Raw genomic sequence first — 23,312 nt, forward strand, 5'->3', positions numbered from 1 at the left:
GCCACGGGCTCACCAACCGCGTCCTCCACGTCATACCGAGTGAAGTTCCGCCGCCCCAGAAAAGACCCCGAAACGTCCACAGTGGACCAGACTCGCCCGACCCCAAAAGCGGCCAAGGAACTCACGAACCGACGCCCTTCCTCCCCCATTGGTGGTTCTCCAGGCCCGCTTTTGATCTTAAGAGCGCGACAGCGCGTTCGAGCTTGAGAGCGAAGCGACCGCTTGAACAGCGAAGCGAAGCGAGCCTACTGAAGGGGAGCGGCCCCACGTTCAGTCAGAAGCTGTTTCATGTACTCGCTCTCGCTGGACTGCGACTTCAGCATGTTGTCCGCGAGCGTCCGCACGACATTCTGCCCGGCATGCGTAGCCGCGTACTCGGCCATCGGCGCCCCACCCTGGTGGTGCCGAAGCATCAACTGCAAGAAATAAACGTCGAACTCGGTCCCCGACAACGACCGCAGCCGAGCCAATTCCTCCGAACTGGCCATACCGGGCATCAACCCGCGACTCCCGGCCGCACTGGTCGTCCCCGCCGAGTGATGGGTGGCCGTGGCCATCCACTTCATGTGGGTGCCGTCCGGGGACTGCTCCGGCATCCCCCACAGCGTCAACCAGCCCTTCATCCGCCCCACCTGCTCCAACTGCGTCGACTCGATGTCGAAGGCCAGCTGGCGGATCGCCTGGTTGGTCGTCTTGTCCCGGGCCGTGTTGGCCATGCTGATGCCCTGCACGTGGTGCACGGCCATGTCCTGCGAGAACCCGACGTCCACCGAGTCCTTCGCCGGCACGGACGCGTTGTCCGACCCCGGCAACCGGATGAGCAGGCCCACGGCGGCCCCCAGCAGAAGCACCGCCAGCACCGCCACCGCGGCTACCAGAGCGCGGGTGGCGGTGCTGGGACGGTGTTCCGAAGAACTCGAAGTGGTCAACGTCAGCTACTCGGCTGGGTCGTGGGAGTAGGCGCCGCCGAGGGGTTCTCGGTCGGGTCGGTGGTGCCGCCATCCATCGGGACCGCGTCGGCGCCCGGCTTCTCCGCCACGAACGGCGGCGGGTTGTCGATGTCGAAGGTCGGCGAGTCGCACGTGGCGCCGATCTCCGGGTAGGTGTACTGGTTGCGGCGCAGGGACTTGATGAACTGGTCGATGCGCTCGTCGTCGACGCTCTCGACCTTCAGCTGGTGGCCCCACGACTGCAGCGACACCGGCTTGTCCAGGCCCGGGTACGGCGACAGCATCGTGTACTGCTGCCCGTCGGCCTTCGCCTTCAACTTGTCCAGCGCCTCACCGGTGATCTGGTCCGGGTTGTAGGCGATCCAGACCGCACCGTGCTCCAGCGAGTGGACCATGTTCTCCGTGCGCACCGGCTTGGCGTAGACGACACCGGTGCAGTTCGCCCACGCGCCGTCGTGCGGGCCGCCGAAGGGCGGTGACTGGTCGTAGGCGACGCGCTGCGTCGGCTGCACGTGCTTGCCGGCCGGGTACTCCTTCTTCACCACGCCCTGGATCTGGTCGGACGGGTCCTTGTTCTCCTCCGAGGGCTGCCACTTGGCCAGCGCGGCTTCCTGCCGGTTCTTCTCGGAGATCTGCGCGTAGGCATACCCGAACACGGTGCCCGCCAGCGCCAGCACGGCGATCACCGCGATGATGGTGCCCCACGGCTTAGGCTTCTTCGCCACCACCGAGGACCGCGCCGCCGCCACGCTGGAGCGCGCGGCCTTAGTCTTCTTGCCGCTGGTCATGTCCGCCTCAGGTCCGTCGTCATACGCCCATGCCGCGGGTCAGTGTAGGGACACCGTGTCGGATCACCGTCAACTGCCGGTCACCACGGGTGTTCACCAACACTTGCGCGAGGTGCGTCACTCCCACTCCTCGGGACGCGTAACCCGGTCGAGACCTGCGCGAACGTTTCCCTAGACTTGACGGGTGACTCCCGCTGCGCTCGCTGATCTGGTCCGTGCGACGGCCGTGGACGTGCTGTCCACCCGCGGCCTCGACCCCGCCGTCCTCCCCGCCGCGGTGACCATCGAGCGACCCCGCAACCCCGAGCACGGCGACTACGCCACCAACCTGGCCCTGGTGATCGGCAAGAAGGCCGGGGTGCAGTCCCGTGACCTGGCCGGATGGCTCGCCGAAGCGCTCGTCGGGACGGACGCCATCGCGTCCGCGGAGGTCGCCGGCCCCGGCTTCCTGAACCTCCGCCTGGCCGCCGACGCCCAGGGCGCCATCGTGCGCACGGTCCTCGACGCCGGCGACGCGTACGGCCGGGGTGACCAGCTGACCGGTGTCAAGATCAACCTGGAGTTCGTGTCCGCGAACCCCACCGGCCCGATCCACCTGGGCGGCACCCGGTGGGCGGCGGTCGGCGACGCGCTGGGCCGCATCCTCGCGGCCAACGGCGGCGACGTGACCCGCGAGTACTACTTCAACGACGCCGGCGCCCAGATCGACCGGTTCGTGCGGTCCCTGATCGCCGCCGCCAAGGGCGAGCCCGCCCCCGAGGACGGGTACGCGGGCGGCTACATCTCCGACATCGCCGCCGAGGTGCTCAAGCGGGAGCCGACCGCGCTCACCGCCGAGGACTCGCACGAGATCTTCCGGCGGGTCGGCGTCAACCTGATGTTCGACGAGATCAAGCGCGACCTGCACGACTTCGGCACCGACTTCGACGTGTACTTCCACGAGAACTCGCTGCACGAGTCTGGCGCGGTCGCCAAGGCGATCGAGCAGCTCAAAACCTCCGGCGGCCTCTACCACGAGAACGGCGCGTGGTGGCTGCGGACCACCGAATACGGCGACGACAAGGACAGGGTGGTCATCAAGAGCGACGGCGAACCGGCCTACATCGCGGGCGACATCGCCTACTTCCTGGACAAGCGGTCGCGCGGCTTCGACCTGTGCATCTACATGCTGGGCGCGGACCACCACGGCTACATCGGCCGGCTCAAGGCCGCCGCCGCCGCGCTGGGCGACGACCCGAAGACCGTCGAGGTCCTCATCGGCCAGATGGTGAACCTGGTCAGCGACGGCAAGCCGGTCCGGATGAGCAAGCGCGCCGGCACCGTCATCACCATGCAGGACCTGGTGGACGCGGTCGGCGTGGACGCGGCCCGGTACGCCATGTCCCGGTCCTCGGTGGACTCCACCCTCGACATCGACCTCGACCTCCTGCGCAAGCGGACGAACGAGAACCCGGTCTTCTACGTCCAGTACGCGCACGCCCGGCTGTCCTCGCTCCTGCGCAACGCCGCCGACCTCGGTGTCACCCAGAGTGACCAGTTCGAGCTGCTCCAGCACGACCGCGAGGGCGACCTGATCCGCACGATCGGCGAGTTCCCCCGGGTCGTGGCCACCGCCGGCGAGCTGCGCGAGCCGCACCGGGTCGCGCGCTACCTGGAGGAGTTGGCGGGCACCTACCACCGGTTCTACGAGCACTGCCGGGTGCTGCCGCGCGGCGACGAGGAGACCACCGACCTGCACCGGACCCGGCTGTCGCTGTGCGCGGCGACCCGCCAGGTGTTCCGCAACGGCCTCGGCCTGCTGGGCGTGGGCGCCCCGGAGCAGATGTGATGAGGGCGCACCCCGCCGGTCCCCGGCACGCGGACGTCCTCGTCCCCTCCAACACCGCGGGCAACCGGCCGTCCACTTCGGAGGAACTGGACCAGCTCCACCCGCACGTGTGGCCGCGCAACGCCGAGCGCGGCGAGGACGGCGCGGTCCGCTTCGGCGGGGTCGACGTGCGCGCCCTGGCGCAGGAGCACGGCACCCCGCTGTTCGTCATGGACGAGCAGGACTTCCGGTCCCGCTGCCGCGACCACGCCGAGGCGTTCGGCGACCCGACGCAGGTGCACTACGCGTCCAAGGCGTTCCTGTCCGTCGCGGTGGCCCGGTGGGTCGCCGAGGAGGGCCTGAGCATCGACGTGTGCAGCGGCGGCGAGCTGGCCATCGCGCTGCGCGCGGACTTCCCGGCCGAGCGGATCGCGTTGCACGGCAACAACAAGTCCGTCGCCGAGCTGACCACGGCCGTCGAGGCGGGCGTGGGCGCGGTGGTGCTGGACTCGTTCTACGAGATCGCCCGCCTGGACCAGATCGCCCGCGAGCGCGGTGTGGTCCAGCCGGTGATGATCCGGGTGACGGTCGGCGTCGAGGCGCACACCCACGAGTTCATCGCGACCGCCCACGAGGACCAGAAGTTCGGCTTCTCGCTGTCCTCCGGCGACGCGGCCGAGGCGGCGCGGCGGGTGCTCAAGGCCGAAGGGCTCAAGCTCATCGGCCTGCACAGCCACATCGGCTCGCAGATCTTCGACGCCAGCGGGTTCGAGGTCGCGGCCCGCCGGGTGATCGGCCTGCTCGCGGAACTGCGCGACGAGCACGGCGACGGCGTCCTCGACCAGTTGTCCACGGTGGACCTCGGCGGCGGACTGGGCATCGCCTACACGCCGGACGACGACCCGCCGCCGCCCGCCGAACTGGCCCGCCAGCTGCAGAACATCGTGGCCAAGGAGTGCGAGCACGCGGACCTGCCCGCGCCCAAGATCGCCGTCGAACCCGGCCGCGCGATCGTCGGCCCCGGCACGGTCACCGTGTACGAGGTCGGCACCGTCAAGGACGTCCAGCTCGACGCCGGCGCGATCCGCCGGTACGTCAGCGTCGACGGCGGCATGAGCGACAACATCCGCACCGCCCTGTACGACGCCGTCTACGACTGCAAGCTGGTGTCGCGCAAGGCGGAGCCGGACTCGAAGGCCGTGCTGTGCCGCGTCGTCGGCAAGCACTGCGAGTCCGGCGACGTCGTGGTGCGCGACTGCTGGCTGCCCGACGACCTGGCGCCCGGTGACCTCATCGCGGTCGCGGCGACCGGGGCCTACTGCTACTCGATGGCCAGCGGCTACAACCGCCTGCCCCGGCCCGCGCTGGTCGCGGTGACCGGCGGCGCCTCGCGGCTGCTGCTGCGCCGGGAGACCGAGGAAGACCTGTTCCGCCTGGAGGTATGACGTGCCTGGCCAGAAACCGATCAAAGTCGCGCTGCTGGGCTGCGGCACGGTCGGCACCGAGGTGGTCCGGCTCCTGACCGACCACGCGGCGGACCTGACCGCGCGGGTCGGCGCGCCGGTCGAACTCGCGGGCATCGCGGTGCGCCGGCCGAACAAGCACCGCGAGGTGCCCGCCGAGCTGCTGACCACCGACGCCCAGGCGCTGGTCTCCTCGCCGGACGTGGACGTGGTGGTCGAGGTCATCGGCGGCATCGAGCCGACCCGGACCCTGCTGCTCGACGCGCTGCGGTCGGGCAAGTCCGTGGTCACCGCGAACAAGGCGCTGCTCGCGGAGCACTCCGGCGAGCTGTTCGAGGCCGCCGACTCCACCGGGGCGGACCTGTACTTCGAGGCGGCCGTGGCGGGCGCGATCCCGCTCATCCGGCCGCTGCGCGAGTCGCTGGCCGGCGACCGCATCACGCGCGTGATGGGGATCGTCAACGGCACCACGAACTTCATCCTGTCGGGCATGGACTCCACCGGGGCGAGCTACGCCGAGACCCTGGAGGAGGCCACCCGCCTCGGCTACGCGGAGGCCGACCCGACCGCGGACGTGGACGGCTTCGACGCCGCGTCCAAGGCCGCGATCCTGGCGTCCCTGGCCTTCCACACCCGGGTCACCGCCGCCGACGTGCACCGCGAGGGCATCGCGCAGGTCAGCGCGGCCGACATCGCCGCCGCCAAGGGCCTGGGCCGGACGGTCAAGCTGCTGGCGATCTGCGAGCGGGTGACCGAGAACGGGTCCGAGAGCGTCTCGGTGCGCGTGCACCCGGCCATGATCCCCAGGACCCACCCGCTCGCCGGCGTGAACGGCGCGTTCAACGCGGTCTTCGTGGAGGCCGACGCGGCGGGCGAGATGATGTTCTACGGCAAGGGCGCGGGCGGCGCGCCCACGGCCAGCGCGGTGCTCGGCGACCTGGTCGCGGTGGCCCGCAACCGCGTGGTCAGCGGGCGCGGCCCGCGCGAGTCGGCGTACGCGGCGCTGCCCGTGCGGCCGATGGGCCAGACGCCCACCAGGTACCACATCAGCCTCGACGTGGCCGACCGGCCAGGTGTGTTGTCGCAGGTGGCGGCGGTGTTCGCGGAGCACGACGTGAGCATCGCGGCGGTGCGGCAGGAGGGGCGGGTCGACGACGCCAGCCTGGTGATCGTGACCCACGCCGCGACCGACGCGGCACTGCGGTCGACCGTGGACAAAATCGGCGGACTGCCCGTGGTCAGGGAAGTTGTGAGCGTGATGCGGGTGGAAGGCGAAGAGACATGACGATCCATGCAGGCGTTCGGCCCGGGTGGCCGGGGATCATCCACGCCTACGCGGACCGGATCCAGCTCCCGGAGGGCGCCAAGGTCGTCACCCTCCACGAAGGCGGCACGCCGCTGGTGCACTCCGAGTACCTCTCGGAGGTCACCGGCTGCGAGGTCCACATCAAGGTCGAGGGCGCGAACCCGACCGGCTCGTTCAAGGACCGCGGCATGACCGTGGCCATGACGTACGCACTCGCGAGCGGCACCAAGGCCGTGATCTGCGCGTCGACCGGCAACACCTCCGCCAGCGCCGCCGCCTACGCCGCCAAGGCCGGGCTCACCGCGGCCGTCCTGGTGCCGCGCGGCAAGATCGCGCTGGGCAAGCTCGCCCAGGCGGTCGCGCACGGCGCGCGCATCCTCCAGATCGACGGCAACTTCGACGACTGCCTCGAACTGGCCTCCAAGACCTCGATCGAGTACCCGATCACCCTGGTCAACTCGGTCAACCCGGTCCGGCTGATCGGCCAGAAGACCGCCGCCTGGGAGATCTGCGACGTGCTGGGCCGCGCCCCGGACGTGCACTGCCTGCCGGTCGGCAACGCCGGCAACATCACCGCGTACTGGCGCGGCTACTCCGACTACGCGGCCGACGGCGTGGTGGGCTCGACCCCGCGCATGTTCGGCTTCCAGGCCGCCGGCGCCGCCCCGCTGGTGCTGGGGCAGCCGGTCGCGAACCCGGAGACCATCGCCACCGCCATCCGGGTGGGCAGCCCGGCGTCGTGGACCGGCGCGGTGACCGCCAAGGAGGAGTCCGGCGGCCTGTTCGAGGCCGTGACGGACGAGAAGATCCTGGAGGCCTACCGGCTGCTGGCCGCCCGGGACGGCATCTTCGTCGAGCCCGCGTCGGCGACCAGCGTGGCGGGCCTGCTGGCCACCGCCGCCGACGGCCGCCTGCCGCGCGGCTCGGTGGTCGTCTGCACGGTCACCGGCCACGGTCTGAAGGACCCGGACACGGCGCTGCTCGGCATGGCCGAGGTGGAGCCCGTCCCGGTCGACCCCGGCGCGGTCGCCACCGCGCTGGAACTGTCGTGACCGGCGTCCGCGTCACGGTCCCCGCGTCCACCGCGAACCTCGGGTCCGGGTTCGACGCGCTCGGCATGGCCCTCGGCCTCCACGACGAGGTGGAGTTCGAGGTCGTGCCGTCCGGTCTGGTGATCGAGGTGACCGGCGAGGGCGCGGGCAGCGTCCCCGCCGACGAGTCGCACCTGGTGGTCCGGGCCTTCCGGGCGGCCTGTTCACTGCGGTCGGTGAACGTTCCGGGGTTGGTGCTGCGGTGCCGGAACGCCATCCCCCACGCCCGCGGCCTGGGCTCGTCCTCGGCGGCGGTGGTGGCGGGCATCGCGGCCGGATACGCGTTGGCCGGGCACGAGTTGGACACAACCGCGTTGCAACTCGCCGCGGAGTTCGAGGGCCACGCGGACAACGCGGCGGCGGCGATGTTCGGCGGCGTCGCGGTGGCGTGGACGCAGGGTGACCGGTTCCGCGCGGTGCGTCTCGAAGCGCACCCCGCGCTGCGGCCGGTGGTGCTGGTGCCGGCGGTCGAGTCGTCCACCAAGACGGCCCGCGGTCTGCTGCCCGCCTCGGTGCCGCACGCGGACGCCGCGTTCGCCGCCGGGCGGTCCGCGCTGGCCGTCCACGCCCTCACCGCGGACCCCTCGCTGCTGCTCGACGCGCTGGACGACCGGCTGCACGAGCCGTACCGCGAACCGGCCTGGCCGGCCACGTTCGCGCTGGTCAAGGCGCTGCGGGCGGCAGGGGTGCCGGCCGCGGTGTCCGGCGCCGGGCCGACCGTGCTGGCCCTCCCGGAGGACGGCAAACTGCCCGACGCGGTGGACGTGACGGGTTTCACGCCGCACCACGTTCCCGTGGACGGCGGGGGAGCGCGCGTTGCGCCACTCGGTTGAGTGATGCGACGCGCCGCGCCCCGGTTGTTGCACCTGGCCGGAGCGCCGTCTACCCTCGGGGCCATCAGTCACCGCGCGCACGGGCGCCGGTGTGGTGCCCGGACACTCGCTCCGGATCGCATTCCTCCAGTGACTTGGCCCTGTGCCGTACGGGCGGGGTTGGCGCTGGAAGGCACCCGCTCGCCGTGTGACCGAGAACGTCTCGTGCCGGTGGACTCCGCATTCGTGCGCGATGTGCTTCGCGCCGTCGAGGTCCGCCTGTACGCAGGCGTTACTGTCGATCCGCATTCCGTCGGACGGCAGGTCCGCTGGGCCGCGTAGGAGGCGCGGTCCGGTCAGGAAGGACATGTGTGAGCAACACTGATGTGCTGAGCAGCGAAGCTCCTGCTGCTCCCAACGCCGCTGCCAGTTCCGGAGCCGAGGAGAACGCTCTGACCACCCCTTCGAACGGCAGCACCCCGCCGCGCAAGCGGGCGGGCCTTTCCGGCATGGTGCTCGCCGAGCTTCGCGAACTCGCCGGTCAGCTCGGCATCACCGGGACCGCCGGACTCCGCAAGGGCGACCTCATCGCGGCCATCAAGGAGCGTCAGGGCGGCACCTCCGGTCGGGGCAGTGCCGCGACGCCGCCGAAGGCCGAGAAGAAGGCCGCCCCGAAGGCCGCGCCCGCCGCCGAGAAGCCGGCCGCCGCCGAGAAGCCCGCCGCCGAAGCGCCGGTGGACCGGCCGACGCAAGCGCAGCTCGACGTCGTCGACCGCCCGGCCGAGGAGGAGGGCGGCCGCCGCGGCAACCGTCGCCGCCGCTCCGCGAACCGCCCGGCCGGCAGCCCGGACGCCCAGCAGCAGGCACCTGCCGCCGCGCCCGCCGCCGAGGCCCCGGCGCAGACCCAGGAGCGTCCGCAGGCCGACCAGCGCCCGCAGCAGGACCAGCGCCCGGACCGCGCCGAGCAGCCCCGTGAGCAGCGCCAGGACCGCGGCGACCGCCAGGACCGGGGTGACCGCGGCGAGCGCGGTGACCGCGGCGAGCGCGGCGACCGCGGCAACCGCCGTGACCGGGACCGGGATCGCGACCGGGGCGACAACCGCGACCGCAACCGCCAGGGCGGCGGCAACAACGTGGTCGAGGACGACGGCGACGAGGAAGGCGGCCGTCGTGGCCGGCGCTTCCGCGACCGCCGCCGTCGCGGTGGCCGCGGCGACGGCGCCGGCGGCGGCACCGACACCGAGGTGCGCGAGGACGACGTCCTGCTGCCCGTCGCGGGCATCCTGGACGTGCTGGAGAACTACGCGTTCGTCCGCACGTCGGGCTACCTGGCCGGGCCGAACGACGTCTACGTGTCGCTGTCGCTGGTGCGCAAGTACGGCCTGCGCCGCGGTGACGCGATCATCGGCGCGGTCCGCCAGCCCCGCGAGGGCGAGCAGCAGCGGCAGAAGTTCAACCCGCTGGTGCGCGTGGACAAGATCAACGGCTTGGACCCGGAGGAGTCGCGCAACCGACCCGACTTCACCAAGCTCACGCCGCTGTACCCGAACGAGCGCCTGCGGCTGGAGACCGAGCCGCACGTCCTGACGACCCGCGTCATCGACCTGGTGATGCCGATCGGCAAGGGCCAGCGCGCGCTCATCGTGTCCCCGCCGAAGGCCGGCAAGACCTCGGTGCTCCAGGCGGTCGCCAACGCGATCACCAAGAACAACCCCGAGTGCCACCTGATGGTGGTCCTCGTGGACGAGCGCCCGGAAGAGGTCACCGACATGCAGCGGTCGGTGAAGGGCGAGGTCATCGCCTCCACCTTCGACCGCCCGCCGTCGGACCACACGACCATCTCGGAGCTGGCCATCGAGCGGGCCAAGCGCCTGGTCGAGATGGGCCACGACGTGGTCGTGCTGCTCGACTCGATCACCCGCCTGGGCCGCGCCTACAACCTGGCGGCCCCGGCGAGCGGCCGGATCCTGTCCGGTGGTGTCGACTCGACGGCGCTGTACCCGCCGAAGCGCTTCCTCGGCGCGGCCCGCAACATCGAGGGCGGCGGCTCGCTGACCGTCATCGCGACCGCGCTGGTGGAGACCGGTTCGGCCGGTGACAGCGTGATCTTCGAGGAGTTCAAGGGCACCGGCAACGCCGAGCTGAAGCTGGACCGGAAGATCGCCGACAAGCGGACCTTCCCGGCCGTGGACGTCGACGCCTCCGGCACCCGCAAGGAGGAGCTGCTGCTGTCGCCGGACGAGATGGCGGTCATGCACAAGCTCCGCCGGGTCCTGCACGCCCTCGACGGCCAGCAGGCCATCGACCTCCTGCTCGACCGGCTCCGCAAGAGCCGGACGAACATCGAGTTCCTGATGCAGGTCGCCAAGACGACACCGGGCGCGGACAACGACTGACCGAACCCGACCGCGAACGGCCCGCCCTTCACCCGAGGGGCGGGCCGTTCGCTTTCAAGCCGCACACCACTCGCTTTTCGCCGCGCGGCGGCTGCTTTGGGCCGCGCTCCGCGCGGCGGGCTGCTCCCAGCCACGGCGGGGCTTCGGTTCCCCACCGTATGGCCTGCCCGAAGGGCTACCACGGATTCCCCGGGTGTCGCCAAAAAGTTTTGCGAGGAACGAGCAAGAGTTTTTAGCGGCACCCGGGGAATCCGTGGTTGGCTCCGCCAGGCCATGCGGCAATGCCGCTAACTTAAGGTTTCGGCTGGTCAGAGCCCGCTTCTTGGGTACTCCGGGCCCTGTGCGGGCCCGTGGCAGTGTCCACTTAGGACTTATGGGGCGACGCTGGCGCAAAGCCCCTGGTCGAGTCTCGCGCCGACTGGCATCACCCTCAGGAAGTTGATCAATCTGAACTTGATCTGAATCAGCGCTGACCTGCGAAGATCATCCTTAAGTTAGCGGCATTGGGCCATGCGGTGGGGAACCGCCCTTCCCTCTCCCCCATTGGCGGCCTCCAGGCCGCCCTTGATCTTGAGAGCGCGCCAGCGCGACCGCTTGAGAGCGCGTCAGCGCAAACCCCGAGGGCGAAGCGCGCAGGTCAGCAGCCGTAACCAGAGGAAGCGAAACGCTCGTCGGCGTCTGCGGAGGCCCGGCGACGCTCCACCACGTACTGCGCCACCAGCAGCAACAGCACCGGCACACCCACGGCGACCACCGCCACCACGGGCACCCGCACGCCGTCCAGGACGATCCCCAGCCCGAGCACCCCGGCCGGGTAGGTCCACCGCAGCCCAACCCGCTGCCACCGCGCACGCCACGTGACCATCCCGCCACCCGCCAGGCCGACCGCCGCCGCCGCGCCGAACAGCGCCACCGACAGCCCCATGTCGCGCGGCGCGCCCACGACAAGACCCGCCACGCCTGTCAGGCCCAGCACCGCGCTGACGAACAGGAACGGCATGGCCATCCAAGTGGTCACACGCATGGGGCGTCCGGTTGCGCACAGCACGCGAACAGTTTGATGCTCGCAACATGGCCGATGATGCCGTGAGTAGTCCAGCGGTTACCTCCTGCGCCGAATGGTCGACCCGGGTCGGCGAGCGGTAGTGACGTCGGACACGGGAACATCCGGGTGTCGGAACGCGTTGCAACGTCCGCAGGCGGCATCTGGCAGACTGTCAGGTCGAGTCCGGCTCCGGTTCACCTCGCCCGGCACACCAGCGAGGACCCGGCGGCCACCGAAGAGAGGGACAAGACGTTGAAGACCGGCATCCACCCCGAGTACGTGACGACCGAGGTCACCTGCGGCTGTGGGAACACGTTCACCACGCGCAGCACCAAGACCTCCGGTGCCATCCACGTCGAGGTCTGCTCGAACTGCCACCCGTTCTACACCGGCAAGCAGAAGATCCTCGACACCGGTGGCCGGGTCGCGCGCTTCGAGGCCCGCTACGGCAAGCGCGCCAAGTAGCACCCGCAACGGCGTCCACCCGAGCCCCGGGTGGGCGCCGTTGTCGTCTCCGCACCCCGGAGGCCGTCGTCGTCTCCGCACCCCGGAGGCCGTCGTCGTCTCCACACCCACCCCGCCGAAGGACGCTCCGTGACCCTGGAAGCCCTGCTCGCCGAGCACGCCGAGCTGGAGGCGAAGCTCGCCGACCCCTCGGTGCACGCCGACCAGGCCGGCGCCCGCAAGCTCGGCAAGCGCTACGCCGAGCTGACTCCGATCGTGCGCACCGCCCGCGAGCTGGAGCAGGTCAGGTCCGACCTGGAAGCGGCGAAGGAACTCGCCGCCGAGGACCCGGCGTTCGCCGCCGAGGTGGACGAGCTGACCGCGCGCGTCCCCGAGCTCGAAGAACGCCTCACCGAACTGCTGCTCCCGCGCGACCCGCACGACTCCGCCGACGTGGTCATGGAGATCAAGTCCGGCGAGGGCGGCGAGGAGTCCGCGCTGTTCGCGGGCGACCTGCTGCGCATGTACCTGCGCTACGCCGAGCGCCACGGCTGGAAGGCCGAGGTGCTCGACGGCACCGACTCCGACCTGGGCGGCTTCAAGGACGTCACGGTCGCCATCAAGTCGCGGGGCGACTCGCCGGACGGCGTGTGGTCGCGGCTGAAGTACGAGGGCGGCGTGCACCGCGTGCAGCGCGTGCCGGTCACCGAGAGCCAGGGCCGCATCCACACCAGCGCGGCCGGTGTCCTGGTGTTCCCGGAGACCGAGGACGTCGAGATCGAGATCGACGAGAACGACCTGCGCGTGGACGTGTTCCGCTCGTCCGGCAAGGGTGGGCAGAGCGTCAACACCACCGACTCGGCGGTGCGGATCACCCACCTGCCCACCGGCATCGTCGTCTCCTGCCAGAACGAGCGCAGCCAGCTGCAGAACAAGGCGCGCGCGATGCAGGTCCTCCAGGCCCGCCTGCAGGCGCTGGCGGAGGAGAAGGCCCAGCAGGAGGCCTCGGACTCCCGCCGCGCCCAGATCCGCACGGTGGACCGCTCCGAACGGGTGCGGACCTACAACTTCCCGGAATCCCGCATCTCCGACCACCGGGTTGGGTACAAAGCGCATAACCTGGATCAAGTGCTCGACGGCGACCTGGACGCGGTGCTGGACGCGCTCGCGGCGGCCGATCGGGCGGAACGGCTCGCCGGCGGGTGACGCGACGGGAGGCGCACGATGGCGGAAATCCTGGTGACCCCGCAGAGCGCCCCCCTCGACACGACGCTCGACATCAAGGTCGTCGGCCTGGAGCCCGACGCCGAGACGACCGTGCGCGCGACCACCGGCGACCGGTCGTCGGAGGCGGTGTTCCGGGCGGACGAGCGCGGCGTGGTCGACCTGACCCGGCACGCGCCGATCGAGGGCAGCTACGACGGCGTGGACCCGATGGGGTTGTTCTGGTCCATGACCCCGACGGGTGACGAGCCCGGCCCCACGCTGGTCGAGGTCGACGGCGTCGGCAAGGTCGAGGTGGAGCGGCTGCGCGTCCCGCAGGGCCTGCGGCGCACCGAGGTCACCGAGAACGGCCTGGTCGGCGTGCTGTACGAGCCCGACGACGGCGAGGTCCACCCCGGCGTGATCATCCTCGGCGGCTCCGAGGGCGGAATGCACGAGGACGACGCGGCGCTGCTGGCCCGCCACGGCTTCGCGGCCCTGGCCCTGGCCTACTTCGGCGTGGACGGCCTGCCGGAGGACCTGGTCGACATCCCGCTGGAGTACGTCGGCACCGCCATCACCTACCTGGGCGACCGTCGGATCGGTGTCGTGGGCGGGTCGCGCGGTGGTGAGCTGGCGTTGCTCGTCGGCGCGACGTACCCGCGGGTCAAGGCGGTGGTCAGCGTCGTGGGCAGCGGCGTGGTGACCCAGTGCATCGGCCCCGGGACGAGGCTGCTGGAGAAGCTGGGCCTGGAGGCCGCGTCCTGGACCCACGAGGGCCGCCCGCTGCCGTACCTGCCCTACTCCGTCCCGGACGAGTTGCGCCGTCGGATCGTGGACGGCGACCCGGTCCCGCTGAAGCTCGCCTTCGACCTCACCGACGGCATCCCGGAGGACACCGAGATCCCCGTGGAGCGCATCAACGGCGGTGTGTTGCTCCTCTCATCCGGGCGCGACCAGAGCTGGCCGTGCGTGGCGCTGAGCGCGGTCGCCGAGCGCCGCCTGGCCGAGCACGACCACCCGTTCCCGTACGAGCACGTGGTGTACCCCGAGGCAGGACACCTGATCGCGGCCCCGCCGCACCGGCCGACCACCGACGTGCTGCTGCCCGGCCCCGGGGTGGTGTTCGAGATGGGCGGCTCGCCGGGCGCCACGGCCGCCGCCCGCGCGGACGCGTGGCGTCGCACCATCGAGTTCTTGTCGGACCAACTGGGCACCTAATGTGTCGCCTATGAGCGCACACTTTGACGTCGTGGTCCTCGGTGCTGGGCCAGGCGGGTACGTCGCCGCGATCCGCGCGGCCCAGCTCGGGTTGAAGACCGCGGTCATCGAGGAGCGTTACTGGGGCGGGGTCTGCCTGAACGTGGGCTGCATCCCGTCGAAGGCGCTGCTGCGCAACGCCGAGCTGGCGCACCTGTTCACGCACGAGCAGAAGACCTACGGCATCCAGGTCGACGGCACCGTGAAGTTCGACTACGGCGCCGCGTTCGACCGCTCCCGCAAGGTCGCGGACGGACGCGTCAAGGGCGTGCACTTCCTGATGAAGAAGAACGGCATCACGGAGTACAACGGCCGTGGCACGTTCGTGGACGCCAACACCATCAAGGTGGGTGACGAGACGGTCACGTTCAACCACGTGATCATCGCCGCCGGCGCGCAGACCCGCCTGCTGCCGGGCACCAAGCTGTCCGAGCGCGTGGTGACCTACGAAGAGCAGATCCTGTCGTCGGACCTGCCGGAGAGCATCATCATCGCGGGTGCCGGCGCCATCGGCGTCGAGTTCGCGTACGTGCTGCACAACTACGGTGTCAAGGTCACGATCGTGGAGTTCCTCGACCGGGTCGTGCCGCTGGAGGACGTGGAGGTGTCCACGGAGCTGGCCAAGCGGTACAAGCGGCTGGGCATCGACGTCCGCGTCGGCACCCGCGTGGAGGGCATCGACGACTCCGGCGCGAAGGTGAAGGTCACCGTCTCCAAGAACGGCGCCACCGAGGTGCTGGAGGCCGACAAGGTCCTCCAGGCGATCGGGTTCCAGCCGCGCACCGAGGGCTACGGCCTGGAGAACACCGGCGTCCAGCTGACCGAGCGCGGCGCGATCGCCGTGGACGGTCGCGGTAGGACGAACGTGCCGCACATCTACGCCATCGGCGACGTGACCGCGAAGCTGATGCTGGCGCACGCGGCCGAGTCCATGGGCATCATCGCCGCGGAGACCATCGCCGGCGTTGAGACGCAGGAACTGGACTTCGTGATGATCCCGCGCGCGACCTACTGCCAGCCGCAGATCGCGAGCTTCGGCTACACCGAGGCGCAGGCCCGCGAGAAGGGCTTCGACGTGCAGGTGGCGAAGTTCCCGTTCACCGCGAACGGCAAGGCGCACGGCATCGGCGACTCGGCGGGCTTCGTGAAGCTGATCAGCGACGCCAAGTACGGCGAGCTGCTCGGCGGTCACCTGATCGGGCCGGACGTGACGGAGCTGCTGCCGGAGCTGACCCTGGCCCAGCAGTGGGACCTGACCGTGCACGAGGTCGCCCGCAACGTCCACGCGCACCCGACGCTGGGCGAGGCGGTCAAGGAAGCGATCCACGGCCTGGCCGGCCACATGATCAACTTCTAGTCCTAGGCTCTGCACCCATGACCCGACACCCGCTGCGGCTGGCCGTGCTGGAAGCAGAACGAATGCTGGCCGCGGCGGGCGTCGACAGCCCCCGCGCGGACGCCGAACTCCTCGCGGCCCACGTCCTGGGCGTGGACCGGTCGAGGCTGCCGCTGATCCCGCTGGTCGACCCGCCGGTGGTGGAGGCGCTGCACCAGTTGGTGCGCAAGCGGGTGAAGCGCGTCCCGTTGCAGCACCTGACGGGGTGGGCGCACCTGGGCGGCATCGACCTCGACGTCGGTCCGGGCGTGTTCATCCCGCGCCCGGAGACCGAGCTGATGCTGGTCTGGTGCCTGTCCAAAGTGGACAGGACGCCGGTGGTCGTGGACCTGTGCACCGGTTCCGGCGCCCTGGCGTTGGCCCTGGCCCACCACCTGCCGGGCGCTGTGGTGCACGCGGTCGAACGCGACCCGGCCGCCCTCGCTTGGGCACGCCGCAACGCCGACGCCCGACGGGAGGCCGGCGACACCCCGATCGTGCTGCACGCCGGCGACGTCACCGCGCCGGACATCCTGTCCGATTTGGACGGCACGGTGGACTTGGTGGTCTGCAACCCGCCTTACGTCCCCGAGGGCACGCCTGTGCAGCCGGAGGTCTCCGACCACGACCCGCACGCGGCGGTGTTCGGGGGCGACGACGGCCTGGACGTGATCCGCCCGGTGGTGGCCCTGGCCGCCCGCCTGCTCAAGCCCGGCGGCCACGTGGCCATCGAACACGACGACACCCACGGCGAGTCGGTACCCGCCCTCTTGTCGGCCCGCCGCGTCCTGACCGACGTGGAAGACCACAAGGACCTGGCCGGCCGCCCCCGCTTCGCCACCGCCCGCCGCGCCTGACCGCCGCGCCCGCTGCGCCGCGCCCACCCGCTCCGGGCCGTGGTCGTCAGGCGGTTCGCGTGCACGACCGGGGACAGTGCGTGACACCCGAAGGCGTTGTGCCAGGATCACACCGTGAGCACGCTCTACGACTGCGGCGTCCAGACCGACCGCGCCGCCGGCCTCGCCGCCGCCGCGGGCGCGGTGCGCTCCGGGCGGCTGGTGGTGCTGCCCACCGACACCGTCTACGGGATCGGCTGCGACGCCTTCGACGCGAAGGCCGTCCGGTACCTGCTCGAAGCCAAGGGGCGCGGCCCGGACATGCCGGTGCCCGTCCTCGTCGGGTCCTGGACGACGGTCGACGGGCTCGTGCTGTCCGTGCCGCGGCAGGCCCGTGCGCTCATCGAGGCGTTCTGGCCCGGCGGTCTGAGCCTCGTCCTCCAGCACGCGCCCTCGCTGTCCTGGGACCTCGGGCGCACGCGCGGCACGGTGATGCTGCGCATGCCGCTGCACCCGGTTGCCCTCGAACTGCTGCGGGACGTCGGCCCGATGGCCGTGTCCAGCGCGAACAAATCCGGCTTCCCGCCCGCCACCACCGCGCAGGAGGCGTGGGACCAGCTCGGCGAGGACGTCGGCGTGTACCTCGACGGCGGGCCGGCGCAGGACAACACCGCCTCCACCATCGTGGACCTGACCGGGCCGGACCCGGTCGTGCTGCGCGAAGGGGCCGTTCCGGTCAGCGAGCTGCGCGAGGTGCTCGGTGTCGAAGTCGAGGTCGCCCGCTAGTGGATCTTCCCGATCGGAGTAGCGTAGGCACCCTCCCCACCGTGTCCGCATCCCCGAGGGGCTAGCACCACGTGCCCGAAGCCTCGAACGTCCTCCCCGCGCGGGAGTACCTGCTCGTCGCGCTGACCTCCGCCGTCGTGACCTTCCTGCTCGTCGGCCTGGTCCGCAAGCTCGCCTTCCGCATCGGCGCGGTCGCCTACCCGCGACAGCGGGACGTGCACACCAAGCCCATGCCCCGCATGGGCGGCCTCGCCATGTACGGCGGTGTCCTGGGCGGGATGCTGCTGGCCCACCAGCTCCCGGTCCTGCGCGCCGCGTTCGACTTCTCCGACGACCCGTGGGCGGTGATCGTCGGCGGCGGCGTGATCGTCCTGGTAGGCGTCCTCGACGACCGCTTCGAGTTGGACTCCCTGACGAAACTGGCCGGCCAGGTCACCTCGGCCGGAATCCTGGTGCTGTTCGGCCTCCAGTGGCTGCTGTTCTGGGTGCCGTGGGGCGACGACGGCGCCGGCACCGGCTCGCTGCTGGTCCTCGACCAGAACCAGGGCGCGCTGCTCACGGTGCTGCTGGCGGTCACCATGGTCAACGCGATGAACTTCGTCGACGGCCTGGACGGCCTGGCGGCGGGCATCGGCTTGATCGCGGCGGCCGCGACCTGCACGTTCAGCATCGGCGTTCTAGCCCGGAACGGCGGCGACGTGGGCTCCTACCCGCCGGCCCTGATCGCCGCCACCCTCGCCGGCGCGTGCCTGGGCTTCCTGCCGCACAACTTCAACCCGGCCCGCATCTTCATGGGCGACTCGGGCTCCATGCTCATCGGCCTGATGCTCGCCGCGGCCACGACCAGCGCGTCCGGCAAGCTGAACTACTCGTCGACGGTCGTGACGAAGGACCTGCTCGGTCTGCTGTCGCCGCTGGTGGTCGTCGCGGCGGTGCTGTTCGTGCCGTTGCTGGACCTGCTCATGGCGGTGGTGCGGCGGACCAGGCGGGGTGAGAGCCCGTTCTCGGCGGACAAGATGCACCTGCACCACCGGTTGCTGGAGATCGGGCACTCGCAGCGGCGGGCGGTGTTGTTGATCTACCTGTGGGCGGGTGTGCTGGCGTTCGGCGCGGTGGCGCTGACGTTGTTCGACGTGGCGGTGGTCGCGTGGTGCCTGGCCATCGGCCTGCTGCTCGCACTCCTGGTGTCGGCGATCCCGAGGCTCCGCGAGCTGAAACGCTCCTGAACTCTTCGTTAACGCGCAGTGCCTACGACTGTCGTACCCCGCTGGGACAATGGTGACCGGGGGCCGGAGGCCGCGACTACCCTCGCCGAGCCACCGGCCGATCAACCCGAGCCGCCGAGCCCAGCCGCCCAACCTGCCTGCCGAGCCGCCCAACCCGTCCAGCCGCCCAACCCGTCCAGCCCGCCGAGCCGCCCAACCCGTCCAGCCCGCCGAGCCGCCCAGCCCGCCCAGCCGGTCGAGCCGCCGAGCCGGCCAGCCGGCCGAGCCCGCCCAGCCCGCCAAATCCGAGCTGCCCGAGCCGCCCCGCGCGCCGAGCCCAGCCACCAGAGTCCGCCGGCCAACCCAGCCCCCACCCGTGACACAGCGAAGTCAAGGCTTCTCGACCCCCGCCGGTCAGGTGACCCGACCACCCCACTTACACTCGGTCCCGACCAGTGGGAAGGGGTGACACATGAGCCAGGAGTGGACTCACGAGAAGGTCGTCCAGAAGCTGGCCGGGGAGATGTTCCGCGGTGCGATCTGGGCCGCTCTCGCCACCGTCGCGATCGGGGCGGTCGTCTGGACCGTCGTGGCCGGTGTCCCCGGTCTGGTCTCGGCGCTCATCGGCGGCGCGCTCGCCATCGCGTGCTCCCTGATCACGCTGTGGCTGATGCACCGCACCGCCAACCTGCCCGTGCAGTTCATCATGATCGCCGCGTTCGGCGGTTTCCTCGGCAAGCTGATCCTGCTGGTCGTGGTGATGGTCCTGCTGCGCAAGGTGCCGGCGCTCGCGGAGAGCACGCACGAGAACGCCCTCGCGCTGACGATGGCCGCGACGATCGTCGTGGCGACCTTCATGGAGGTCCGCGCTTCCAAGCGCAGTCGCAGTCAGGTGATCATCCCCACCCCCGACAACCCCTGAGCTACCGGCTGGTACGGTGCGCGCAGACGGGACGCCCTGGCTGGTAGGGGTGCCCCTCAAGGGCGCGTGCGGTGCATACGGTACGTTTGTCCCGATCGTGACGATTCCCCCGGCGGAGTGAACGCCGGCCGGGAGAACCGGAAGGAACACAGTGACCACGTTGGTGCTGGCCTCGGGTGACGAGTTCGTCGCACCCGGTGTGAAGGACTTCTTCCCCCCGGCGATCTTCGGCTCGGTCGACAAGCCGATGGTGCTGTTGGTCCTGTCGGTCCTCATCATCGGGGCGTTCTTCATCGCGGCGACCCGCAACATGAAGCTCGTCCCGGGCAAGTTCCAGTTCCTCGCCGAGTCGGCCTACGACATCGGCCGCAACTCGATCGCGCGCGAGCAGATCGGCGGCAAGGACTTCAAGCCCTTCGTCCCGCTGATCCTGACCGTCTTCACGTTCATCCTGGTGAACAACCTGTTCGGGCTCGTCCCGTTCATCCAGTTCCCCACGATGGCGCACATCGGTTTCCCGCTCGCCATCTCGGTCCTGGTCATCTACCCGGTCTACCACTTCGTGGGGTTCAAGCGCCACGGTTTCGTCGGCTACCTGAAGCACGCCACCATGCCGCCCGGCGCGCCCTGGTTCGTGCTCATCCTGCTGATCCCGATCGAGTTCTTCCAGAAGTTCGTCCTGAACCCGCTCACGCTCGCCATCCGAGTCTTCGCGGCGATGTTCGCGGGTCACCTCCTGCTGCTGGTCTTCACCCTCGCGGGTGAGTTCCTGCTGCTCAACGGCGGCATCACGGTCGTGGTGGCCCCGATCGCCTTCATCTTCGCCATCGCGCTGACGTTCCTGGAAGCGCTGATCATGGTCCTTCAGGCCTACATCTTCGCCCTGCTGAGCGCCAACTACATCGGCGCCGCGCTGGCGGAAGAGCACTGAAAAACACTCAAGCCTCCGATCCGCGAAGCCTTTCGCGGACCGAGTTGGAAAGGGAACAGCACAAGTGAGCGCATCCATCGTTCTTGCTCAGGAAGCCGCCTCCGGTGTGACCAACGCGGGTCTCGCCGCGATCGGCTACGGCCTCGCGGCCATCGGCCCGGGCATCGGCGTGGGTCTGATCTTCTCCTCGGTCATCAGCGGCACCGCCCGCCAGCCCGAGGCCCGCGGCGTGCTGCTGAGCCTCGCCTGGACGACCTTCGCCATCGTCGAGGTCCTCGCGCTGCTCGGCTTCGTCGTGTACTTCCTCGCGTCGGCAGCCTGAGCACCCGTTCATCGCATAAGAAAGGTTTGTGATGAAAACCCTCATCGTGGCGGCGGCGGAGGGGGAGCCGATCAACCCGGTTCTCCCGCACACCTCCGAGATCATCATCGGCCTGATCGCGTTCCTGCTGCTCTTCTTCGTCATCAAGAAGTTCGTCTCGCCGAAGTTCGAGGCGGTCTACGCGGAACGTGCCGCCAAGATCGAGGGCGGGATCGAGAAGGCCGAGCAGGCGCAGGCCGAAGCCCAGCGCCTGCTTGAGCAGTACAAGGCGCAGCTCGCCGAGGCGCGGGCGGAAGCCGCTCGCATCCGGGACGACGCCCGCATCGAGGGCGAGCAGATCATCAGCGAGCTGCGCGCCAAGGCGCAGGAGGAGTCCGCGCGGATCGTCGCGGCGGGCCAGACCCAGCTGGAGACCCAGCGGGCGCAGATCGTCGCGGAGCTGCGCGGCGAGCTGGGCCGCCTCGCCGTCGACCTGGCCGACCGGGTCGTGGGCGAGTCGCTGGAGGACGAGGTGCGCCGCCGGGGCACCGTCGACCGCTTCCTCGACGAGCTGGACAACACCTCGGCTCCGGCCGTCAAGTGAGGGAACGCCGATGACGCTGCACGCCGCCAGCCGCGACGCGCTGGCCGCCGCCGAACTCCGGCTGCTGGAGATCGTCGACAGCGCCAAGGACAGCGCGGCCCTCGGCAAGCTGGGCGAGGAGCTGTTCGCGGTCGTCGGCCTGCTGTCCGGGCAGCCCTCGCTGCGCCGGGCCCTGGCCGACGCCTCGACCGACCCCGCCGGCCGCGAGGGCCTGCTCCGGGGCCTGCTCGCGGGCAAGGTCTCCGACGAGGCGCTCCAGGTGCTGGCCACGGTCGTCACGGTCCGCTGGTCCAACCCGCGTGAGCTGGTCGACGGCGTCGAGTCGCTGGCCCGCACCACGCTGCTGGTGCGGGCCGAGCGGGACGGCCGGCTCGACGCGGTCGAGGACGAGCTGTTCCGGCTCGGCCGCATCATCGCGGGCAACCACGAGCTGGAGCTGGCGCTGTCCGACCCGGCGGGCGACCCCGCGGGCAAGGTCGCGCTGGTGGACAGCCTCGTGGCGGGCAAGGTGGACGAGACCACCAAGACCCTGGTCGACCAGCTGGTCCGCGAGCCCCGCGGGCTGGGCGTCGTCAGCGGCCTGTCGGACCTGGCGGCCCTCGCGGCCAAGCGCCGGGAACGCTCCGTCGCCTACGTCCGTTCCGCGGTCGAGCTGGACGCGGCGCAGCAGGACCGCCTCGAAGCCACGCTGACCCGGATCTACTCGCGGCCCATCGCGCTGCACGTGGAGGTCGACCCCTCGCTGCGCGGCGGACTGCTGATCAAGATCGGCGACGAGATCATCGACGGAAGCGTGGCGGGTCGGCTCGCGGCTCTGCGCCGCGACCTCGCGAGCTGACCGAACACCGGAACCGCGGCCCACAAGCCCCTTTCCTTTAACGAAGTGAGAGCAGGAACGACATGGCGGAGCTGACGATCTCGTCGGACGAGATCCGCAGTGCGATCGAGAAGTACGTCTCGACCTACTCCCCGGAAGTCAGCCGGGAAGAGGTCGGCGTCGTCGCGGAGACCTACGACGGCATCGCCATCGTCGAGGGTCTGCCCGGCACCATGACCAACGAGCTGCTGGAGTTCCCCGGCGGCGTGCTCGGTGTCGCCCTGAACCTGGACGTGCGCGAGATCGGCGCCGTCATCCTGGGTGACTTCGACAAGATCGAAGAGGGCCAGGAGGTCAAGCGGACCGGCCAGGTGCTCTCCGTGCCGGTCGGCGACGGCTTCCTCGGCCGCGTGGTCAACCCCCTCGGCCAGCCGATCGACGGCCTCGGCGACATCGTCGCCGACGACACCCGCGCCCTGGAGCTCCAGGCCGCGTCGGTGCTCCAGCGCCAGCCGGTGAACGAGCCGATGCAGACCGGCATCAAGGCCATCGACTCGATGACCCCGATCGGCCGCGGCCAGCGCCAGCTGATCATCGGCGACCGCAAGACCGGCAAGACCGCGGTCTGCATCGACACGATCATCAACCAGAAGAAGGCCTGGGAGTCGGGCGACCCGAAGCAGCAGGTCCGCTGCGTCTACGTCGCCATCGGCCAGAAGGGCTCCACCATCGCGGGCGTCAAGGCCGCGCTGGAGGAGGCCGGCGCGCTGGAGTACACCACGATCGTGGCGGCCCCGGCGTCCGACTCGGCCGGCTTCAAGTGGCTGGCCCCGTACACCGGCTCGGCCATCGGCCAGCACTGGATGTACCAGGGCAAGCACGTCCTGATCATCTTCGACGACCTGACCAAGCAGGCCGAGGCGTACCGCGCCATCTCGCTGCTGCTGCGCCGCCCGCCGGGCCGCGAGGC

At 70.6% G+C, this 23,312-nt stretch carries 21 protein-coding genes and 1 pseudogene; 19 read left to right on the top strand and 3 right to left on the bottom strand.

Going from position 1 to position 23,312, the window contains the following annotated elements:
- Positions 1 to 245: 245 nt before the first annotated feature.
- Together RIN75_RS41300 and RIN75_RS41305 are read right to left on the bottom strand one after the other, a co-directional pair.
- Complete coding sequence (locus tag RIN75_RS41300; RefSeq protein WP_309117567.1) at positions 246 to 851, bottom strand: DUF305 domain-containing protein; 606 nt, start codon at positions 849 to 851, stop codon at positions 246 to 248.
- An 80-nt stretch (positions 852 to 931) separates the two neighbouring features.
- The gene (locus tag RIN75_RS41305; protein ID WP_309117568.1) at positions 932 to 1,738 is read right to left on the bottom strand and encodes a DUF3105 domain-containing protein; all 807 of its coding nucleotides are present in this window, start codon (positions 1,736 to 1,738) and stop codon (positions 932 to 934) included.
- A 184-nt stretch (positions 1,739 to 1,922) separates the two neighbouring features.
- Between RIN75_RS41305 and argS the strand changes: the two genes are divergently transcribed.
- The 6 genes from argS to rho all read left to right on the top strand — a co-directional run bounded on the left by argS (position 1,923) and on the right by rho (position 10,613).
- On the top strand, positions 1,923 to 3,566 hold the full coding sequence (gene argS, locus RIN75_RS41310; protein WP_309117569.1) for an arginine--tRNA ligase: 1,644 nt from the start codon (positions 1,923 to 1,925) through the stop codon (positions 3,564 to 3,566).
- Positions 3,566 to 4,990: a diaminopimelate decarboxylase gene (gene lysA / locus RIN75_RS41315; RefSeq protein WP_309117570.1), complete on the top strand. Its 1,425-nt coding sequence runs from the start codon at positions 3,566 to 3,568 to the stop codon at positions 4,988 to 4,990. Before argS ends, lysA begins: the two co-directional genes overlap by 1 nt.
- A gap of 1 nt (position 4,991) precedes the next feature.
- The gene (locus RIN75_RS41320; protein WP_309117571.1) at positions 4,992 to 6,293 is read left to right on the top strand and encodes a homoserine dehydrogenase; all 1,302 of its coding nucleotides are present in this window, start codon (positions 4,992 to 4,994) and stop codon (positions 6,291 to 6,293) included.
- Positions 6,290 to 7,366 (top strand): threonine synthase, encoded by a 1,077-nt coding sequence (gene thrC / locus RIN75_RS41325; protein ID WP_309117572.1) that lies wholly within the window; start codon positions 6,290 to 6,292, stop codon positions 7,364 to 7,366. Before RIN75_RS41320 ends, thrC begins: the two co-directional genes overlap by 4 nt.
- The gene (gene thrB / locus RIN75_RS41330; protein ID WP_309117573.1) at positions 7,363 to 8,238 is read left to right on the top strand and encodes a homoserine kinase; all 876 of its coding nucleotides are present in this window, start codon (positions 7,363 to 7,365) and stop codon (positions 8,236 to 8,238) included. Before thrC ends, thrB begins: the two co-directional genes overlap by 4 nt.
- 350 nt (positions 8,239 to 8,588) lie before the next feature.
- On the top strand, positions 8,589 to 10,613 hold the full coding sequence (gene rho, locus RIN75_RS41335; protein WP_309117574.1) for a transcription termination factor Rho: 2,025 nt from the start codon (positions 8,589 to 8,591) through the stop codon (positions 10,611 to 10,613).
- Positions 10,614 to 11,250: 637 nt separating this feature from the next.
- On the opposite strand, the gene RIN75_RS41340 is transcribed toward rho, so the two are convergent.
- Positions 11,251 to 11,637, bottom strand: a complete 387-nt coding sequence (locus RIN75_RS41340; protein WP_309117575.1) for a hypothetical protein — start codon at positions 11,635 to 11,637, stop codon at positions 11,251 to 11,253.
- Between the two features lie 273 nt (positions 11,638 to 11,910).
- On the opposite strand from RIN75_RS41340, the gene rpmE reads away from it, so the two are divergent.
- From rpmE to RIN75_RS41405, 13 genes and pseudogenes are all read left to right on the top strand, one after another.
- Positions 11,911 to 12,123, top strand: a complete 213-nt coding sequence (gene rpmE, locus RIN75_RS41345; protein ID WP_121225998.1) for a 50S ribosomal protein L31 — start codon at positions 11,911 to 11,913, stop codon at positions 12,121 to 12,123.
- Positions 12,124 to 12,252: 129 nt separating this feature from the next.
- Positions 12,253 to 13,308, top strand: a complete 1,056-nt coding sequence (prfA, locus tag RIN75_RS41350) for a peptide chain release factor 1 (RefSeq protein WP_309117576.1) — start codon at positions 12,253 to 12,255, stop codon at positions 13,306 to 13,308.
- A gap of 18 nt (positions 13,309 to 13,326) precedes the next feature.
- Positions 13,327 to 14,526 carry an acyl-CoA thioester hydrolase/BAAT C-terminal domain-containing protein gene (locus RIN75_RS41355; RefSeq protein ID WP_309117577.1) on the top strand — a complete coding sequence of 400 codons (1,200 nt, stop codon included), beginning with the start codon at positions 13,327 to 13,329 and terminating at the stop codon, positions 14,524 to 14,526.
- Positions 14,527 to 14,536: 10 nt separating this feature from the next.
- The gene (gene lpdA / locus RIN75_RS41360) at positions 14,537 to 15,922 is read left to right on the top strand and encodes a dihydrolipoyl dehydrogenase (protein ID WP_309117578.1); all 1,386 of its coding nucleotides are present in this window, start codon (positions 14,537 to 14,539) and stop codon (positions 15,920 to 15,922) included.
- Positions 15,923 to 15,939: 17 nt separating this feature from the next.
- Entirely contained in the window at positions 15,940 to 16,797 is an 858-nt protein-coding gene (gene prmC / locus RIN75_RS41365; RefSeq protein ID WP_309117579.1) for a peptide chain release factor N(5)-glutamine methyltransferase, read from the top strand.
- A gap of 114 nt (positions 16,798 to 16,911) precedes the next feature.
- Positions 16,912 to 17,562 carry an L-threonylcarbamoyladenylate synthase gene (locus RIN75_RS41370; protein ID WP_309117580.1) on the top strand — a complete coding sequence of 217 codons (651 nt, stop codon included), beginning with the start codon at positions 16,912 to 16,914 and terminating at the stop codon, positions 17,560 to 17,562.
- A 71-nt stretch (positions 17,563 to 17,633) separates the two neighbouring features.
- Positions 17,634 to 18,788, top strand: coding sequence for an MraY family glycosyltransferase (locus tag RIN75_RS41375; RefSeq protein WP_309117581.1), 1,155 nt, complete (start codon positions 17,634 to 17,636; stop codon positions 18,786 to 18,788).
- A 451-nt stretch (positions 18,789 to 19,239) separates the two neighbouring features.
- Positions 19,240 to 19,689: a hypothetical protein gene (locus RIN75_RS41380; protein WP_309117582.1), complete on the top strand. Its 450-nt coding sequence runs from the start codon at positions 19,240 to 19,242 to the stop codon at positions 19,687 to 19,689.
- Positions 19,690 to 19,840: 151 nt separating this feature from the next.
- Positions 19,841 to 20,620 carry a F0F1 ATP synthase subunit A gene (gene atpB, locus RIN75_RS41385; protein ID WP_309117583.1) on the top strand — a complete coding sequence of 260 codons (780 nt, stop codon included), beginning with the start codon at positions 19,841 to 19,843 and terminating at the stop codon, positions 20,618 to 20,620.
- Between the two features lie 76 nt (positions 20,621 to 20,696).
- Complete coding sequence (locus RIN75_RS41390; RefSeq protein ID WP_121231937.1) at positions 20,697 to 20,942, top strand: ATP F0F1 synthase subunit C; 246 nt, start codon at positions 20,697 to 20,699, stop codon at positions 20,940 to 20,942.
- A 31-nt stretch (positions 20,943 to 20,973) separates the two neighbouring features.
- Positions 20,974 to 21,525, top strand: a complete 552-nt coding sequence (locus tag RIN75_RS41395) for a F0F1 ATP synthase subunit B (RefSeq protein ID WP_309117584.1) — start codon at positions 20,974 to 20,976, stop codon at positions 21,523 to 21,525.
- A gap of 10 nt (positions 21,526 to 21,535) precedes the next feature.
- Positions 21,536 to 22,363: a F0F1 ATP synthase subunit delta gene (locus RIN75_RS41400; RefSeq protein WP_309117585.1), complete on the top strand. Its 828-nt coding sequence runs from the start codon at positions 21,536 to 21,538 to the stop codon at positions 22,361 to 22,363.
- Between the two features lie 62 nt (positions 22,364 to 22,425).
- Positions 22,426 to 23,312, top strand: a pseudogene (locus RIN75_RS41405) (F0F1 ATP synthase subunit alpha); the annotation flags it as partial.

The sequence above is a fragment of the Saccharothrix sp. genome (assembly GCF_031180885.1).
Lineage (GTDB): Bacteria > Actinomycetota > Actinomycetes > Mycobacteriales > Pseudonocardiaceae > Actinosynnema.

Excerpts from the sequence above, each read along its gene's own strand:
- RIN75_RS41305 (WP_309117568.1), bottom strand. The coding sequence starts at position 1,738 with ATGACCAGCGGCAAGAAGACTAAGGCCGCGCGCTCCAGCGTGGCGGCG.
- lysA (WP_309117570.1), top strand. The coding sequence starts at position 3,566 with ATGAGGGCGCACCCCGCCGGTCCCCGGCACGCGGACGTCCTCGTCCCC.
- thrC (WP_309117572.1), top strand. The coding sequence starts at position 6,290 with ATGACGATCCATGCAGGCGTTCGGCCCGGGTGGCCGGGGATCATCCAC.
- RIN75_RS41340 (WP_309117575.1), bottom strand. The coding sequence starts at position 11,637 with ATGCGTGTGACCACTTGGATGGCCATGCCGTTCCTGTTCGTCAGCGCG.
- RIN75_RS41355 (WP_309117577.1), top strand. The coding sequence starts at position 13,327 with ATGGCGGAAATCCTGGTGACCCCGCAGAGCGCCCCCCTCGACACGACG.
- lpdA (WP_309117578.1), top strand. The coding sequence starts at position 14,537 with ATGAGCGCACACTTTGACGTCGTGGTCCTCGGTGCTGGGCCAGGCGGG.
- prmC (WP_309117579.1), top strand. The coding sequence starts at position 15,940 with ATGACCCGACACCCGCTGCGGCTGGCCGTGCTGGAAGCAGAACGAATG.
- RIN75_RS41380 (WP_309117582.1), top strand. The coding sequence starts at position 19,240 with ATGAGCCAGGAGTGGACTCACGAGAAGGTCGTCCAGAAGCTGGCCGGG.
- RIN75_RS41395 (WP_309117584.1), top strand. The coding sequence starts at position 20,974 with ATGAAAACCCTCATCGTGGCGGCGGCGGAGGGGGAGCCGATCAACCCG.
- RIN75_RS41400 (WP_309117585.1), top strand. The coding sequence starts at position 21,536 with ATGACGCTGCACGCCGCCAGCCGCGACGCGCTGGCCGCCGCCGAACTC.